A 17,249-nucleotide genomic window follows, 5' to 3' on the forward strand; every position below is an offset into this window, starting at 1 on the left:
TTAATTAATTGGCACGAGCTTGATTGTTCCGCGTTAACCCACTTTGCTGCGGGTAATCCTGTAGCTTCTCTATTGGCTCTTAAGTTAAATTATGGAACTCTAACTTGCAGAGTTTTTCATCTTTGTTATTCGTTATTGGGTTGGGTGACCAAGGCAAAATAAGCAGTGCACCTTAGAGGGGTTGATGAAGAAGGAAGAATTCTTCTTATGTGTGGTTGGGGATTGGTCTGTGCAGGCATGTTATTTTCTATGGATTGAGATGATGTTCCTATGGCAGGGTAATACGGACAGGCGATACTGAGGTGATATTTTTTTACATTCTTACTAGGGCTCAATCCATGTTTAATTACCCAAAGGATATCTACGCGACTGGATTAGTGATGCTGTTTTCATGTGTTTATTCTACCGATAGTTTGGCTGTCCAGTGCGGAGATATTATTGCCAATTCTCAAGTCCTCACTGACGCATTATCTTGCAGTGATGATCCAGCGCTAATTATTGAGGGGCCGGAGGGTTTCCTTGTGATAGAAGGTGAGGGTTCTATTGAGTGCACTACTAATGGCATAGGAATCCATATGCTGGGGAGATCTGGAGTTGTCATGGGCGGGGTTGTCACTAATTGTGATTTAGGGTTGTTGTTGGATGGAGATGGTTCCCATAAAGTGATTGGTGTAACAGTTGAAGAATCCTCTAGCGCAGCAATTTTTGCACAAAGTGACGGCAATCTAATTCGTCAAAGCACGATGTCGAACACTACTAACGTAATAGCATCTGGTTTGGAGCTAGATGGTGAGAGAAATGTTGCCGTTGGTAATAATGTGTCCGGATTTTTAGAATATGGAATAGCTGGCTTTGGTTTCTATTCATATATTGGAAATAATTATGTAGAGAATAGTGAGTTGGGGATTATATTGGGTGCATTAGTAGTTGATGGAGAGAGTATAGGTGCTTCGTATTGCGTAATTGAAAGTAATACAGTGGTAGGCAGTCTACGTACGGGAATTGGAATAGGCGCACCCTATACATATCCTAACATGGATAATTTAGTGACAGGGAATACTGTAACTGGAAGTGGTAATGATGATATTTTGGATGATAATGAAGAGTCAGATTGTAGTGATGGCTTAAATGTGTGGTCTAACAATACTGCTGACACATCATTTCCATCCTGCCTTAAAAATCTTTAGAAGTTAAGAAAAGATTCCTATAGTGGGTTGATCGTAAAGAGGCGACACTTTGGTGAAGCTATATTCTACTTGCTGAGGTTCCATCAATGTCCTTCTCTCCAAAAACACTCCTTGCTCCTGGGGTGATGATGTCAACTCTATGTTTTTCTTCAGTCTGCATTGCGGATGTTGAATGTGGCGATACTATTACTGACGCGCAGACTCTTACTGGTGAGCTTTCTTGCAGCGAAGATCCAGCAATAACGGTTGAAGGTCCTGACGGTAGTCTTGTAATGTCTGGTGAAGGCGCAATTGAATGCACTACCGATGGGGTTGGGATACTTATGTTAGGAACTTCAGGAGTTGTGACGGGTGGAGTTGTTAGTAATTGTGAAACTGGATTGGAGTTGGCGGGGAGTGGCCTACATAAAGTATTCAGTGTAACCGTCGAGGAATCCAGTGGCGCAGGCGTTTTTGCAGAAAGTGATAGTAACCTTATCCGACAGAATACCTTGTCAAACACCACTAATGTTCAGGCATCGGGTATTGTGCTGGAAGGGGTTGCTAATGTTGCTATTGGAAATAGTGTCTCTGGTTTTTTTGAAAATGGAATAGGTGGCTTTGGTTTCTTTTCTTATATTGGGAATAATTATTTAGAAGGTAATGCTGTTGCTATAAGCCTGGGAGCAAGAATAATTGATGGTGTGACTGTAGGTGCTTCTTTTTGTGTTATTGCCAGTAATAATGTCCAGAATAATGAAATTTGGGGCATAGCGATTGGAGGTCCATATGTCATTCAGAATATGGACAATGTAGTTAGTGGAAATACAGTAGCAAGCAGTGGTTTTGATGACCTTTTAGATGACAACGAGGCTTCAGATTGTAGTTCTGGGACCAATATTTGGTCTGGCAATACAGCAAATACTTCGTTCCCTTCATGCCTTAAAGATTTATAAGTAGTGTATTTGGGGTGTGGCTCAGTTAGTCATAATCTTGATCTTTAGGCTTGCAGAAAGGAAAAGTCTATAAAGATGTACCTGCATGTTTGGGGGGTAGGCGTTTATTTTTATTGTTTGTCAGCTTTTATATTTATTATTATTTGGATTGATTCTTAGATCTGGGGTTGGTTTAGATAAGCTCGCGATAGCGAATTTCTTTAGCTCTTGGTATGCCATACTTCCTTTTGGTTATCCGGTATATATTCGGGGTGAATATATATTGCTGTGTCATAGATCAAAATGACGAATTAATAGTATGTAGAAATGGTCGGAGAAAGCTTTGCAGTTGTCTCGTAATGTTAAAGAGTCGATTAAGCTAGCAACAGCTTTAGTGATCGTTTATGCCATTGCCTTGGGCCTGAATTGGGAGAAGCCTTTTTGGGGTGGATTTGCTGTTATTGTCTGCAGTCAGGCGAATCTGGGGCAGTCTCTTAATCGAGCCATTTTGTGGATTTTAGGGACGCTATTTGCCTTGCTGGCTGGCTGGTTAATCGTCGCATTATTTCCACAGGATCGCTGGTTGTTTATGATCGCCCTATCTATCTGGGTATCTATCTGCGTTTATTTTTTGCAGAGATCAAACTATCAGTATTTTTGGCTTACAAGTGGGTATGTCATCTTTTTGTTGTGGGATGTGACTGGTGGCGACTTCTCTATCTCCTACAAGGCTGGGGTTTTACGTATTCAGGAGTCCTTGCTCGGAATAATTGTCTACGGATTGGTAGCCGTTTTGATCTGGCCTAACTGTAGTCGTGGTGAGTTAAGAAGAGCATCTCTGGATTTATTGAGAGAACATCGGCGATTTGTGGATAATTGTTTTTCTCGGGTTAGAAGTGGCGAGAAAATAAAGATTAGGCGTAAAAAGCGTGTTGCTCTTTTAGAGCTTGATACACGCTTACAAACAGCCATTGGCGATGCGAGCTCAGATAGTTATGAGGTGTGGGAATGTCGAAAGCAGTGGGGTCACTTTGGTCAATCTGCGACAGCCGTCACGCAATCCCTCTTGAAGTTGGAAGAAAGCTTAGCCCTCTCTGGTGATCTGGGTATATCAAAATTCCTTATTGGTGTCGACGAATACATGCCCGACATTGAGGGGCGTCTCGCGCAAGTGGAAACTGCCCTTTCAGAGGAAATGCCTGTAGATAGTGCCAATGGGAGAGTGGTTCGAGGAAATATTGAAGAAGTAAAGAGGTTGTCAACCTTTGAAACCGCTGCTTTAGCCGTTACTAGAAAATCCTTAAATGACTTGGAGGTAGAAACCCGATCTCTGATTGATTCAGTAAATGATATACAAACCCGGGGTGACTCCTATTCGAGACAGGTAAGTAGTGATGGTATAGGGTGGCTTGGAGCTTTGATGCCCGACCCAGACAGGTTGACTAATATTGTCCGTGTTCAGATGGGAATGTGGATCGCTTATCTGGCATATCTTTTTATCCCTGACATGATTGGTGGATTGCTGGTTATATTACTGATAACAGTAATAGGTATTCTCGCCTCAATGACCCCCAAAATTCAATTGTTTGAAACCTGTGTTTTTACGATTTTAGTGTGCATATTGTCGGCACCTATATATTTCTTTTTAATGCCGAAATTGCACGGATTTTATTCGTTGGCTGTCGTGATCTTTGTATGGACGTTTGTAGTAAGCTTTTCTTCAAATAAGGTCTTTGGACCCCAGTCGATGATTCGAACCTTGGTCCTTATCTTTCCCCAGATCATTTTCAATTTCAACAACTCTCAAGAGTATAGTTTTGTGGTTTACACAAATTATCTATTTGTGTTGGCAATAATTTTTTGTATTTTGGCCGTTTCAAGAAATATTCCCTTCACTGCCCACCCAGAAATAAACCTGAAGAGAAGTATTGATAGGGTTCTCAATAGTGCCGCATGGCTGGTGGTGGAGGGTGATATTCCGAAAAAGAAGAGAAAGTCATTGTTTTTCCGGTTATATATATTGTACCACCTGAATATTATTATGATCTCAAGAAAGAGAGTTTTCTATTGGGTGGAGGGTATTTCTGATAAAAAAATGCGGGGTATGACCAGAAGTCAGATGCAAAGTCTTATAGGTTTGGCTATGTTGATATCCAACCAGGTTAAGCTGTTATATAAGATAGATAAGAAGAAAATCAATTTTGTGGCTCCTAAAAGATTACTTCGCGAGGCATTCATATGGAGGCGGCTTGCAAGCAAAATACTTATCTATTTTTCTGGTGGCAACCAAAAGGTTGATATTGAATCCCTGCGAAGAGGTTATAGGAGGATATTTGAAAGGGCAAATATTGATGTCGGTGAGTTGATGGAGCTAAGGGAATGTAGTGAAAAATCCAGAGAGGGTGTAACAAACTTTCTTTATTTCTTGGGTGTTACCCACTGCATCAATAACTATCTGGTAGAGTTTCGTCGCGTTTCAGAAACTGTGGATTGGAAGGCTTTCTGTGAGGAAAGGTGTCTTTAATGTCTGTAGGGTTTTAAATGGAAAGAGTACCGCACGATATATCAATAGGCAGTTTCTATCTATCACCAATATTGGTGATAGCTTTGTTTGGTGTTGTTGCGGCCTTGTTAACCGCTAGGCTCTTGGATCGGTATCGTTTATCCCGATATTTTGCCAATCCACCGGTTGTTATTATCTCCCTCAGTGTAATTTATTCAATTTTCATAGGAAGGATATTCTTGGGAATATAGTAGTGGCTAGGTATAGAAAATATATTTTTACTGGAACAATAGTGCTTGTAGCACTGCTGTTACTTATTATCCAGTTCTGGAGATATCTCAATAATCCCTGGACCAGGGATGGAAAAGTGCAGGCGGACATTATTCAAGTGACTCCCAGGGTAACTGGACAGGTAGTTGAGTTGCCTATTAAGAATAATCAGTTTATTAAAGCAGGGGAACTACTGTTTCAGATTGATCCGAGAATATATGAAGCAGCCTTGGAAGAGGCCAAGGCAGAGTACGAGGAAGCTCTCGATACATACCGAGCGCAAAACAAGAATGTTCTCGCTTATGAGGCTAGGATTAGGGAGTCAATAGCAAATATTGATCTGGCAAAAAGTAATATCGGCGCGCTTGATGCGGAAATTGCAAGAACCAAAGCTGAATATGATCGGCAGAGAGAACTGCTACCCCAGAGAGCGACATCAGTAAGGGCATTGCAAGCGGCTCAGGCTGAGTATGAATCCACAATTGAGTATCGAGCGGGTGCAGAAGCCAGCTTGGTGGAATCTATGGCTGCTTTGGAGCAATCCCAAGCGGAGCTGGAGCAGGTTAGAGCACAATTGGGAGCGCTTGGAGCCGATAACCCGGGCGTTCGTGCGGCTTTTGCGCTGCTGGAGCAGGCGCGGCTTAATCTCGAATACACAACAGTTGTTGCTCCGGTTACTGGTTATGTTACCAATATAGATTTTCGTTACGGTGATCAGGCTGTCGCCAACCAACCTGCACTTTCTGTAGTTGATATAAGCACTTTTCGCATTGATGGTTTTTTTCGCGAAACTTTTGTTCGTCGGATCGCTCCGGGGGATAAAGCGTTTATGAAGTTGATGGCTTATCCTCATCTAGAATTGGAAGGATATGTTGAAAGTATTGGCTGGGGTATTGCTCGCAAAGATGGAACTGCAGGTAATGACTTATTGCCAATGGTAGATCCCACATTTGACTGGATTCGCCTTGCACAGCGTATTCCTGTCAGGATTCATCTGACAGAAGTCCCCGAATCTGTGAAGCTTCGTGTTGGATTTACCAGCTCAGTGCTAGTAATGAGCAATTCTGCGGGCACCGAGCAAGATGAACCGGTGCAATCCCAATAGTTTCAGGAAAGGGTTAATACGGAGCCTACAGGGGTGTCTGTTGGCATTGCTGCTCATCTTCGGCAGTAGTTGTATGCTGGGGCCAGATTACCATCCCCCGCCGGTAGAGGTCGAAAGTGAGTGGATCTATCAAACCAGCTCAAAACTGGATACCTTGGAAGCCGTTAACCCCCTGTGGTGGCAGTGGGCATTTTCAGATGTGACGCTGGACGAGTTAGTCTCACTTGCGATTGAAAATAACCTGGAGCTGCGTTCTGCGGCTCTCAGGGCTCTCCAGGCCCAGCAACAACTAGCTATTGCAATAGGTAACCAGTATCCCCAAACACAGCAGCTTGAGGGGCTTATTGATCGCTCAAAGTATGTTCGATCGGGGATCACTGGCAATCTGCAGACTGAATATTACCCGAACTTTAATTTAACCTGGGAATTAGATACCTGGGGGCAGTTAAGAAGGCTGGTTAATTCGGCCGCAGCAGATTTTGAAGCCAGCATAGCGGACTATGATGGTGTGCTGGTTTCTATTATTGCCCAGGTGGCGCAAACCTATATCAATATTCGCACAACGAAACGCAGACTGGAAGTTGCCCGGGAAAACATTCGTGTGCAGCGTGAAGGTTTAAGGATCGCTAGAGTCAAATTTCTCGCAGGTGAAGTCAGCGCATTGGATGCAGAGCAAGCACTGGCATTGCTAAGCAACACAGAAGCCAGCGTGCCGGGACTGGAGATAAGCTTACAGCAGTTTGAAAATGCCCTGGCAGTCCTTCTGGGAATACCTCCTTATAGTTTGAGGTACATCGTCTCTTTTCCCTCATCCATACCTATGATTCCCAAAGTCGTTACTGTTGGGATGCCACAGGATCTCTTAAGGCAACGCCCCGATATTCGTGCAGCAGAACGACGGCTGGCAGCTCAAGGTGAGTTAATAGGTGTTGCGAGGGCGGAACTCTATCCAAATTTTAGTATCGGTGGAGAAATAGGGGCTATAGATATTAATGGCGGTCAACTCAATGGCAGTAGTAGCGCCTGGGACCTTTTTATTGAATTTGACTGGAATCTCTTTAACTACGGAAGGCTCCGTAGCAATGTCAGGCTACAGGATGCGATTTTTCAGCAGTTAGTATCAGACTATCAGCAAGTGGTTCTGTTAGCGCAAGCTGATGTGGAGAACGCTATTGTCGCTTACATAAAATCTCAAAGGCAATTGGTTCACTATGAGGTGGCTGCTCAGGCCTCCCAGAGATCTGTCGATATTTCCCTGTCTCAATATACTAATGGTCAGGTTGAATTTGATACTGTGATAACTACTCTGGTATCAGATGTTCAACAGCAGGATATTTTGGCGGTAGCGCGAGGTGCCGTGGCAGCGAATCTGGTGCAGGTGTATCTATCGCTCGGAGGTGGATGGCAGATACAGCAGGGAATTCCACCATTTCAACTTCTTCCAGAAGACATTCAGCAGGAAATGCTAGAAAGAACACCGTATTGGAATAAGGTTGAATAAAATTGGTTGAAGATTCTTAGTTTGATGGTGGTACTAGATATATGAATTTAAGTAACCGTATTGTAAGTGCTTTATCTGCACACAGATTATTCAAGCGATAATTGTCCCGTCAAATTCTATTTAGGTTTTGGTTATGGTGGCTAACACTTCGTTCGACAAAGATACAAATTTGATGGCAAAAGCTCTGGTAGAGACTATCCCAGAGCGGGGTAGATACTTAGAGTCCCTAACTGGTAAAAGTCTTATATCGAGCAGTCAGCTTAATAGAGATGGGATATTGCAGTTACTCAGACTTGCCGCTCGTTGTGAGCTAGATAACAGAAAATTCTCATGTCATTTAAACAATAAAATCTTAATCAGCGCATTCTTTGAGTCGAGCACAAGGACGAGACTATCTTTTGAAAGCGCTTGGCTGCGACTTGGAGGGTGCACCGTTTCAATTACAGATAAAGGGACAACACGTATTGGTGTCGGAGAGAGCTTAAGAGACGTTGCAGAGATGGTAAGTAATTATGGTGACTGTGTTGTTTTGAGGGATTCTTGTGAAGATTCAGTGAAAATTATGTCCAATAATTTAAGTATACCAATCATCAATGCTGGTAACGGGATAGATGAGCACCCCACGCAATCCCTTATCGATCTATATGCACTTCTAAAGTGGAATCCCAACCTTCTATCAGGAAAAGGGCGAAAATTCTCCATTGGCTTAATTGGAGCGCCAGCTCGAATGCGAGCGGCGAGAAGCCTATTGATACTCATGAGCTGTTTCCCTGAGTTTTTCTCAGAGGTTTTTGTGCTTTGTGATGAGGAGGAGCAAGAACCGTTTCGGCAAGCGCAATTATCAATGCTTCAGGAAAAAGGTCTAAAAATAAGGTTAACGGATAAGGTTGGAGATATTCTTCCCCGACTCGATGTGGTCTATATGAATGCTATATCCCTAAAAACAATGGGGCATAGAGATTTTGGGTCTGGATATTTTATAGATAATAATTCTCCTTTGAAAAAACAAGCCATCGTGCTGCATCCTTTACCCCGAATGGGGGAGCTTGATAGTGATCTGGATGATACATCCCATAATTGGTATTTTATACAGGCAAAAGGTGGTGTGTACGTCAGGATGGCGCTGGCAATGGCTATCTGTGGTCGCCCTGGTGAGGCTCTAGACATTATCTAGCCTCTCCAGTTTCGAAATTATCCCAATAAAGGGGGCCGTCTATGTGCGGAATAGCTGGAATTCTTCATAGTGCGCGTGCCATGCCTGTCGATGGTCAACTCCTTCTGAATATGGCTGCTATCCAGTTCCACCGTGGCCCGGATGGTGTAGGTTTTACAAACCCTCCAGATCTAGGATTTGGGATGAGTCATGTGCGTTTATCGATCAATGACCTGAGTGAAGAGCGTGCTTCTCAGCCTTATGTGTCAGAAGATGGTCGCTACTATTTGGTTCATAATGGTGAAATCTATGATTATCAGCGAATAAGAGCCAGACTGAGGGTCTCTGGAGTTTCTTTTTTAGGTAAAAGTGATTCCGAAATTATCTTGCACCTTATTGCAGAGTTAGGTCTTATTCGGGCTATTAAACATCTTCGAGGAGAATTTGCATTTACCGTTTACGATCAAATGGAGGATTGCCTTTACTTGGTTAGAGATCGGTTTGGAGTGAAGCCACTTTATTGGGCAAGAATCAAAAAAGGTTTAGTATTTGGTTCTGAAATTAAAAGCTTGTTTGCCCACCCTGATGTCCACAGAAGACTGACAGCGCATGGAGTGTATCACCAGCTTATTCAGGTATCGATTCCTGGAACAACTGCTTTTGAAGGGGTTTTCCAGGTTGAACCTGGGTGCATTACAAAAGTTAAACGAGACAACACTGAACTGGCTGTTACTCAACATAAATATTGGGACATCGATTTTTTGGTTTCAGATGAGTATGCTCGTGACAAGCCTGATGAGTATTACATTGAGGGTTTGCGGGAACAAATAATAGACTCCGTGTCTTTGAGGCTTCAAGCTGATGTCCCAGTAACCTATTATCTTTCAGGTGGTGTTGATTCGGGTAGCTTGCTTGGAGTAGGGCAGTCGCTTTCGCAGCAGGATCTCACCGCCTTTACGATAGCGTTTGAAAATCCGGATTACGATGAGTCTCATATCGCAAAGGAAGCCGCGAGTGAGATTGGTGTCAACCAGTTCATAGTAAAGGTAACTGATGAAGAAATATATGAAAATTATTCAGAAACCATCTGGCATACCGAAAGGACATTTTACAATACATTATCAGTAGCTAAATTTTTGCTCAGTAAAGCTGTTAGGTCTAATGGCTACAAGGTTGCAATAACTGGGGAAGGGGCAGATGAGCTATTTTCTGGGTATCCTGCATTTAAAAAAGATTTTTACTTGTATGGCACATCTGAAACTGAGTTGAAGAAACGAAGAACCTGGCAGCAACATCTAGAAAGGAGCAATAGCTTATTTAAGGGAGCTATGCTGCCAATTGATAGTTATCGATCAGAGGGAATGGAACGGACTTTAGGATTCACCCCTACATGCTTGCAATCTTGGTTAAGCTATCATCATCAAGCAGAAAAATTGCTTAACAAAGAGTGGCGTAAAGAAATATCTGGTTATGATGCTGGGAAGGCAATTGTTGACACGCTAGATTTATCACAACTCGAAGATAGACATCCGCTGGATGTTGCTCAGTATGTTTGGATTAAAACTATGTTTGAGACCCAGATATTGGGCTGGGTAAGTGATCGAGTGGATATGGCGCACTCCATTGAAACCCGTCCGGCCTTTCTTGATCATCACCTGGCTGCGTTTGCTATACAAATCCCACCATCGGTCAGGATTAGCGGAACTACAGAAAAGTATGTTCTTCGCGAAGCGATGAAAGGAGTGCTTCCGGATGTTCTATATAAAAAGCAAAAATTTGCATTCATGGCTCCTCCGGTAGAGACAGTTACCGGAGCTTGGACTTGGGTGCAACGAGTTATTGAGAAATTTCTCAGCCCAAAGGAGGTTAATTTAGCTGGATTACTGCGATACTCGGAAATAGATACTTTAATTGAAGAGTATAAGTTACCGACCCTGCATCGATCAAAAAAGGTTCAACTGGATGCGATGCTTAATCATATCTTGGGAGTGCAAATATTATATAAGCGTTTTATTGAGGCTGATCTGCCATTGTTGGCGCAAGAAAAATCTTCTCTTCTTGGTTGGAGTTTAGATCGTATGGATAAGTATCGTAAAAGTTAGAGGGTATTAGGTGTGAGGTAAATCTCACTACTAACGCAGTATTCTATTATTCAGGATATCCATAGATAAGAGTAGGGGGCGAGATGAGGCACAAGTATCTCCCTTGGCGACTGGTGCCGTGGCAGCGAATCTGGTGCGGGTATATCTATCGCTCGGAGGTGGATGGCAGATACAACAGGTACTTTCTGCACACAAGAAAAACTTGAATTGATAGTGTAGATATCTATCAATATTTTCATAGTATTAGGGAAAATAAAAATTTGTATATGTATTGGTCGGTGAAGAAAACCTTCCTCTACCTAAGTTGCATATCTAACAATTCATAGAGCCTCGTGGTCAGATTAATAATTGCACACTGATCCGGGCGTTTCTAAGGAATACTGAGCGACTCGTAGTGTCAACGATATCTTAAGGGATGGAAATGACCAGAACAATTAAGGATGGAGCTAATTTGATGACTATTGCAGCACAAATTGGGATGAGAATAGAGAATTCTGGTGGTCCCTATGTTATGACGTATAAAGGCAATTAACTTATGAAATATTCTTTGTTTTTAATGGCAATGTTGGTTTTGACTGGGCCAGTTTATGCAGAAGATAAGGAGTTTCGAGATTTGATAACCTCACATGAAAACAATCTCGCTTTTATGTACGACCTGCTTGAAAAAGGAATAGATCCAAATAGAGAGGCTCAGTTATACACTAACTTACTGGTTGGTTGGGTTACTTTTTCATCTGTTGCTGTTAAATACAACATTAAATCAGATATGCTAACACCTCGCAGAGTGTGCGAAATGGCTCAGCTGATGGATGTGACGTATCCAAAGTTATTGAATTCCCCCAAAGGCGTATATCCGATACAAATGGTTTCTTACGCACATAAATCCGCTATTTCTGCGATGAAGTTGATCGCTTTAGAATACCGAATCGATTGCGAGGAGTACTTCAAAGCAAAAAAAGATTTTAAAGGACGATTGGGAGATCTTAAAGAGCATGGAGATTCTTGAATGGGCTTTAATTCGAATAACGTGCAAAAAAGGGAAATTTAAGAGAAATAGAGGCACAGAGAGAGCTTCGTTTGGCTGGTGATGTTGAGCGTTACTACAAAGCACGAGCTGCTGCCGCCTATGCAGCCAGAGTGTTAATGCTGTACAAAATGAGTATGGATGTTGTTCAGCGGAGGAGCTAGACAAAAGTGTAATGGCTTTAGCTAATTTTGGCTTACATGGAAGGGCTCTTATTAACGTTGTTGAAGTTTCTACACGGGATGCACAGCTGCGGTTAATGAATGCCCATTCAGGCTTTACTGCTAACGACAATTAAAGTGTCCAAGGTCTTCTTAATCCTCGACAAATTGCAGTGTATCACCATCAGGTTTTTGGGCAGCTGGGATAGGTTACGCCTTCAACGATAGCAATTGGAGCTCCCTGTAGAACAGAGGCCTGATTGGGGCAAAATCTACCTACTGAACGATAGCCTGAAATAGATCACCATTCATTGCTTTAGCCGCACAGGCCGTAAAAGCCGCTGTAAATATCGGTGACGCTGAAGAATAGAGTTAAATCAAGAAGAGAGTGGTGTGAAATTAGATTTGATCGCAACAATGCTTTCAATACCTACTCAGAAACTTCGAAAGCGTTTTCATCAATCAGTTCACCATCCAATGTTTCACTGCCACCACGATAGCGCATAGTCATTTGGCCGGTAGCAATTAAATTTCCTTCACTGTCGTATACCTCTGTATATGAATAGAATATCTTTCGTCCAGTGCTCGTTAGCTTACCTATCGCAGTGAGTTGATTAGTCTTGGCCTGACCGGTGAAATTTGCTGTTAAAGACAGTGTAAAGGCTCTACGACGGCGGTTGGGGTGGGGGCAGTAGAGGCCGCAGTAAGAGCCAGCGATATCGATTAATGTTGTAATAAAACCACCGTGGGGTACACCGTGGGTATTCAGGTGTTCCGGTTGTACTTCTACGCTGATTGCAACATGGCCTTCCTGCCAATTATCTATGGTTATACCTAGATGGTCATTGAACGGGGGTTGTTTCTTGTTCTGCCAATTCATCCAATTTCACCTTAGAAAGTAAGTTTATGATGGGTCGCTACAATTTGTTTTCTGAGTTGAAAGGTAGACTGTGAGCAATCCTGCACTGATAACGATCAGCGTCCCCACCAGTGCAATAGTATTAGGTAAGTGCTGCCAAATGAGCCAACCTAGAAGTCCGGCAATAACCACACCAAAGTAACTGATTGGCGACACCACACTGGGTTTTGCATAGCTATATGCTTTGGTGTACAGCCAGATAGCCAAGAGTACAGAGACACCGTTAAAAAAAAGATAGGGGAGTGTCCATAAAGGTATTGGTTCCCAATAATAGATACCCAGGGGCAGGCTGCACGCGAACGAGATTAATACGTAGTAAAACAATATAAGGCTGGGCCGGTCGGTACGGGACAAAATTCGTGTTCCGACCATAGAGGCAGCCAGGGTAAGCCCTGAAATCAGGCCGAAGGCATGGCCGCTACTAATACCGTCCACGTTGGGTTGAAGAATCAAGGTGATCCCCAGTAAGCCCAGTAAGATTGGTAGCCAGTGGGCTATGGGGATTTTTGCTCGAGACCAAAGCCAGGCAATAAGGGGAACAAAAATGGGAGCTGCATTACGCAATAGTCCCGCTTCCATTAGTGAAATTTTGCTTAGGGCAGAAAAATATGTGAAAAAGCATAACCACCCTGCAAAACCGCGTATTAGGTGGGTTTTCCAGTGTTGGGTGGTAAGGTGTCGAGGCGTTTGTCGCACTAGCCATGGGGTTAGCAGTATCAGGCAGATACTATATTGGCTGAGCGTAATTAATGGCACGGGTACAGCGGTAGACACCCATTTGCTGGCTGCAGCCGCTGTACTTGCTACCAGCGCGGTAGCCAATGCAAAACCAATGCCCTTCCAGTTTTGGATATCCGTACGGAGTGGCTGACTTGATGGAGATTGTACTTCGACTAAGGCATCAGGCCTACTCATGGTGACACAACTTCGTTATTTGGCTGCAGCGGGTAAAGTGGGAAGCCAGTAGTCATAATGGCTTCCCCTATAGTTTACAAGCTTAGATTTTGCCATCAGCCCATTGCGCAAATGTTTTTCCCTCTTGGGCTAGCCGTTCCAGTAAAGGGGCTGGTGTCCAGTAGGTATCTCCATGCTGCTGGCGGAAAGTACATATTTTTTCGTAGATTTCCTTCAAGCCAATACTGTCGGCATAGTGCATGGGTCCTCCACGATGGGGCGGAAAACCATAACCGTAAACATATACAACGTCTATATCGCTCGGACGTTGGGCTATGCCTTCCTCCAGGATTTTGGCTCCTTCATTAATCAGCGCGAAAGTTAGGCGGTTTAGAATCTCCTCGTCGGAAATTTCCCGCCTTACAACCCCTTGGCTTTTAGCTTGGGCCTCAATGACCTCCAGAACTTCCGGGTCGCTGCTGCGAGCGCGAGTTTCGGGATCGTAGCGATAGTAGCCGGCTCCACTTTTCTGGCCCAGGCGGCCCATTTCAACCAGGGCATCTGCAATACAGTAGGTTTTTGGGCCTCCTCTTTCTGATTCGCTCAGGCCCTGGCGCGCCTTGTAGCCGATATCCAGTCCTGCTAGATCTCCAACGGCGATAGGGCCCATAGCCATCCCCCAAGACTGCATAACCGAATCAATCTGCTCCGGGGTTGAGCCCTCGATTAAACACAGCTGCGACTCTCTGCCATAGGGGCGCAACATACGATTGCCAATAAAGCCGTAACAGTTTCCCGCTAGTACGGGTACTTTCTTGATTGTTTTAGCGAGCTGCATGGCAGTGGCAATTACATCGTCAGCACTTTGCGAGCCGCGAACCACTTCGAGCAGTTTCATTACATTGGCTGGGCTGAAAAAATGCATCCCTATAACGTCTTGAGGCCTGTTGGTTGCAGCCGCGATTTGATCAATATCCTGGTAGGAAGTGTTGGTTGCAAGGATGGTACCGGGTTTGCAGGAGTGATCCAATTTGGCAAAAATTTCCTGTTTGAGCTCCATATTTTCAAATACGGCCTCAATGACCAGGTCTACGTCAGCCAGGTCTGCGTAGTCAGTTGTGCCGGAAATCAATGAGAGACAATGAGTTTTTTGACCTTCGGTGAGTTTCCCTTTCTGCATGCTGATGGTGTAATTCTTGTCGATCACTGCTAGCCCTCGATTTATCGCAGTTTGATCGACTTCTACCAGCTTGACTGGAATACCGACATTGGCAAAGTTCATGGCGATGCCTCCGCCCATAGTGCCTCCACCGATAATGCCCACGCTCTTTATCTCCCTGGTGGGTAGGTCTTTTGGTAAGCCTGTGACTTTGCTTGCAGTGCGCTCGGCAAAAAATAAATGCCTGAGGGCGGCCGATTGGCTGGAGAGCAGGCATTCGATAAACAGGTCGAGCTCTTTAGCAAGTCCTTGATCAAAAGGCTGGTGAACTGCGGCCTCTATACAGGTAACAATATGTTGCGGTGCAAGCTGACCTCGTGATCTCTTTTCAAGGCGCTTGCGGAAATCATCAAATAACCCCTCAGGAATGCTGTCAGGATCTATTGCGATGTCTCTGACTCGGCGTAGAGGAGCTTCATTTGTTATCAATTCACGGGTAAAGGCTAGGGCTCCCTCTAACAAGTCATCATCGATAACCCGGTCTATTAACTTCATACTTTTGGCTTTAGAGGCCGGTATTGGACTGCCTTTTGTGATTAATTCCAGTGCAGCGGCAACACCAGCCAAGCGTGGGGTGCGCTGGGTGCCACCGGCCCCTGGCAGTAATCCCAGTTTGACTTCTGGAAGCCCCACTTTGGCCGATGCTATTGCACAGCGGTAATGGCAGGCTAGCGCGACTTCGAATCCACCGCCGAGTGCCGTGCCGTGAATGGCGGCGATCACTGGTTTACTGGAGTTTTCTATTTCCTCAATCACTTCTGATAGGGCGGGCGCCTGTGGTGGCTTGCCAAATTCCGTAATGTCCGCACCAGCGATAAAAGTTCGGCCTTCACACACTAGCACCAGGGCTTTTGATACATCGTCTTGAGCGTTCTTAATCGCTCCCCAAATGCCCTCACGCAAGCCGTGAGAAAGGGCGTTCACAGGGGGATTGTTCAATCGAATTACACCGATATCGCCAATGAGTTCATAACTTACACTAGACATTGCTATCTCCAGATCTTAAGTGACAACTGTTCGGTCTCGGTTTTATTTACATCTAATCAGGTTTATATGCGTTCTATGATTACAGCGATCCCCTGGCCAATCCCGATACACATGGTGGCTAGTGCATAGCGCCCACCCGTACGTTCCAGCTGGCGCAATGCTGTCAGCAAAATACGGGCACCACTGGCCCCCAGGGGGTGACCAACGGCGATGGCACCACCATTGGGATTTACCCGTGGGTCCGCATAATCAATTTCGAGCATTTTGAGGCAGCCCATAGCCTGTACCGCAAAAGCTTCGTTGAACTCCATTACATCCATATCCCCAAGCTCCAAGCCCGCACGGGCAAGGGCTTTACGGGTAGCCGGTACTGGGCCCAACCCCATCACTCGCGGCTCTACTCCTGCAATGGCGCTGGCGAGAATACGTGCCCTTGGCTTTAGATCTGCTGCTTGGCCTGCTTCGGCACTACCAACAATGAGTGCCGCCGCACCATCGTTGATGCCGGAAGCGTTGCCGGCAGTAACCACTCCATCTTCGAAAAGCGCGGGTAGGGCTTGAAGTCGCTCCAATGTTGCATTGGGACGGGGATGTTCATCCGTATCGATAAGACGCGCTGGCTTCTTGCGGCCTTGGGGTACTTCGATGGGAATAATTTCATCGACAAAGAAGCCATCGGTACGTGCCGACTCGTATTTAGTTTGTGATGCCAATGCAAATGTATCGCACTCTTCCCGGCAAATATTCAGGTCTGATGCAATATTGTCTGCGGTCTGAGGCATGCTGTGGCTTCCATACTCAGCAACAATGTCTGGGTTGGTGAAGCGGGGGCCTAGGGTCGTATCTGCCAATACCTGATTGCGATCAAAAGCACTGTTGGCTTTGGAGAGAACCAGGGGGGCGCGACTCATTGATTCGACACCTCCCGCGATAAATAGCTCTCCTTCTGCGGCGCGAATGCAGCGAGCGGCATCTGCTATAGCGGATAAGCCGGAACCACAAAGGCGATTTACCGTTATGCCGCCAGTGGATATGGGCAATCCTGCTAGCAGGCCTGAAAATCGGGCAACGTTGCGACTGTCTTCTCCCGCCTGATTGGTATTGCCCGCAATAACGTCCTCAAAATGTTGAGGGTTAAAATTATTTCTTTCAGTCAGGGTCCTGATGACATGGGCAAGCAGGTTGTCGGGCCGGATACTGGAAAGGCTGCCCCCATGGCGGCCAAAAACACTGCGGCCGCCGTCATAAATATAGGCATGTGACATAGTGAGATTTCCGATATTGGAGTTCTAAGTGCATTGAGTCATGCG

General features: G+C 44.8%; 13 protein-coding genes. 9 read left to right on the forward strand and 4 right to left on the reverse strand.

All coding sequences use genetic code 11. The features are described from left to right. Positions 1-338: 338 nt before the first annotated feature. From ACJJIR_RS08995 to ACJJIR_RS09035, 9 genes are all read left to right on the forward strand, one after another. Positions 339-1,187 carry a right-handed parallel beta-helix repeat-containing protein gene (locus ACJJIR_RS08995; RefSeq protein ID WP_444896996.1) on the forward strand — a complete coding sequence of 283 codons (849 nt, stop codon included), beginning with the start codon at positions 339-341 and terminating at the stop codon, positions 1,185-1,187. A gap of 86 nt (positions 1,188-1,273) precedes the next feature. After that, the gene (locus ACJJIR_RS09000) at positions 1,274-2,122 is read left to right on the forward strand and encodes a NosD domain-containing protein (protein ID WP_444896997.1); all 849 of its coding nucleotides are present in this window, start codon (positions 1,274-1,276) and stop codon (positions 2,120-2,122) included. A 322-nt stretch (positions 2,123-2,444) separates the two neighbouring features. Next, on the forward strand, positions 2,445-4,625 hold the full coding sequence (locus ACJJIR_RS09005) for an FUSC family protein (RefSeq protein ID WP_444908074.1): 2,181 nt from the start codon (positions 2,445-2,447) through the stop codon (positions 4,623-4,625). Positions 4,626-4,642: 17 nt separating this feature from the next. After that, positions 4,643-4,855, forward strand: a complete 213-nt coding sequence (locus ACJJIR_RS09010; RefSeq protein WP_353057030.1) for a DUF1656 domain-containing protein — start codon at positions 4,643-4,645, stop codon at positions 4,853-4,855. A 41-nt stretch (positions 4,856-4,896) separates the two neighbouring features. Further along, positions 4,897-5,979 carry an HlyD family secretion protein gene (locus ACJJIR_RS09015; RefSeq protein ID WP_444893662.1) on the forward strand — a complete coding sequence of 361 codons (1,083 nt, stop codon included), beginning with the start codon at positions 4,897-4,899 and terminating at the stop codon, positions 5,977-5,979. A gap of 40 nt (positions 5,980-6,019) precedes the next feature. Continuing rightward, entirely contained in the window at positions 6,020-7,480 is a 1,461-nt protein-coding gene (locus tag ACJJIR_RS09020; RefSeq protein WP_444908075.1) for an efflux transporter outer membrane subunit, read from the forward strand. A gap of 172 nt (positions 7,481-7,652) precedes the next feature. Further along, entirely contained in the window at positions 7,653-8,654 is a 1,002-nt protein-coding gene (locus ACJJIR_RS09025) for an aspartate/ornithine carbamoyltransferase family protein (RefSeq protein WP_444908076.1), read from the forward strand. Positions 8,655-8,695: 41 nt separating this feature from the next. Beyond that, on the forward strand, positions 8,696-10,735 hold the full coding sequence (gene asnB / locus ACJJIR_RS09030) for an asparagine synthase (glutamine-hydrolyzing) (protein WP_444908077.1): 2,040 nt from the start codon (positions 8,696-8,698) through the stop codon (positions 10,733-10,735). Positions 10,736-11,270: 535 nt separating this feature from the next. Then, positions 11,271-11,741, forward strand: coding sequence for a hypothetical protein (locus ACJJIR_RS09035; RefSeq protein ID WP_444908078.1), 471 nt, complete (start codon positions 11,271-11,273; stop codon positions 11,739-11,741). A gap of 609 nt (positions 11,742-12,350) precedes the next feature. Here ACJJIR_RS09035 and ACJJIR_RS09040 read toward each other — a convergent pair. The 4 genes from ACJJIR_RS09040 to ACJJIR_RS09055 all read right to left on the reverse strand — a co-directional run bounded on the left by ACJJIR_RS09040 (position 12,351) and on the right by ACJJIR_RS09055 (position 17,204). Then, positions 12,351-12,800 carry a PaaI family thioesterase gene (locus ACJJIR_RS09040; protein ID WP_444908079.1) on the reverse strand — a complete coding sequence of 150 codons (450 nt, stop codon included), beginning with the start codon at positions 12,798-12,800 and terminating at the stop codon, positions 12,351-12,353. Positions 12,801-12,824: 24 nt separating this feature from the next. Further along, complete coding sequence (locus tag ACJJIR_RS09045) at positions 12,825-13,754, reverse strand: DMT family transporter (protein ID WP_444908080.1); 930 nt, start codon at positions 13,752-13,754, stop codon at positions 12,825-12,827. Positions 13,755-13,836: 82 nt separating this feature from the next. Beyond that, complete coding sequence (locus ACJJIR_RS09050; RefSeq protein ID WP_444908081.1) at positions 13,837-15,939, reverse strand: 3-hydroxyacyl-CoA dehydrogenase NAD-binding domain-containing protein; 2,103 nt, start codon at positions 15,937-15,939, stop codon at positions 13,837-13,839. A gap of 62 nt (positions 15,940-16,001) precedes the next feature. Continuing rightward, on the reverse strand, positions 16,002-17,204 hold the full coding sequence (locus tag ACJJIR_RS09055; protein ID WP_444908082.1) for a 3-oxoadipyl-CoA thiolase: 1,203 nt from the start codon (positions 17,202-17,204) through the stop codon (positions 16,002-16,004). Positions 17,205-17,249: the final 45 nt, after the last annotated feature.

This window comes from Microbulbifer maximicatervae (SeqCode) (genome assembly GCF_052467385.1).

Excerpts from the sequence above, each read along its gene's own strand:
- asnB (WP_444908077.1), top strand. The coding sequence starts at position 8,696 with ATGTGCGGAATAGCTGGAATTCTTCATAGTGCGCGTGCCATGCCTGTC.
- ACJJIR_RS09040 (WP_444908079.1), bottom strand. The coding sequence starts at position 12,800 with ATGAATTGGCAGAACAAGAAACAACCCCCGTTCAATGACCATCTAGGT.
- ACJJIR_RS09055 (WP_444908082.1), bottom strand. The coding sequence starts at position 17,204 with ATGTCACATGCCTATATTTATGACGGCGGCCGCAGTGTTTTTGGCCGC.
- ACJJIR_RS09000 (WP_444896997.1), top strand. The coding sequence starts at position 1,274 with ATGTCCTTCTCTCCAAAAACACTCCTTGCTCCTGGGGTGATGATGTCA.
- ACJJIR_RS09010 (WP_353057030.1), top strand. The coding sequence starts at position 4,643 with ATGGAAAGAGTACCGCACGATATATCAATAGGCAGTTTCTATCTATCA.
- ACJJIR_RS09045 (WP_444908080.1), bottom strand. The coding sequence starts at position 13,754 with ATGAGTAGGCCTGATGCCTTAGTCGAAGTACAATCTCCATCAAGTCAG.
- ACJJIR_RS09035 (WP_444908078.1), top strand. The coding sequence starts at position 11,271 with ATGAAATATTCTTTGTTTTTAATGGCAATGTTGGTTTTGACTGGGCCA.
- ACJJIR_RS09050 (WP_444908081.1), bottom strand. The coding sequence starts at position 15,939 with ATGTCTAGTGTAAGTTATGAACTCATTGGCGATATCGGTGTAATTCGA.
- ACJJIR_RS09025 (WP_444908076.1), top strand. The coding sequence starts at position 7,653 with ATGGCAAAAGCTCTGGTAGAGACTATCCCAGAGCGGGGTAGATACTTA.
- ACJJIR_RS08995 (WP_444896996.1), top strand. The coding sequence starts at position 339 with ATGTTTAATTACCCAAAGGATATCTACGCGACTGGATTAGTGATGCTG.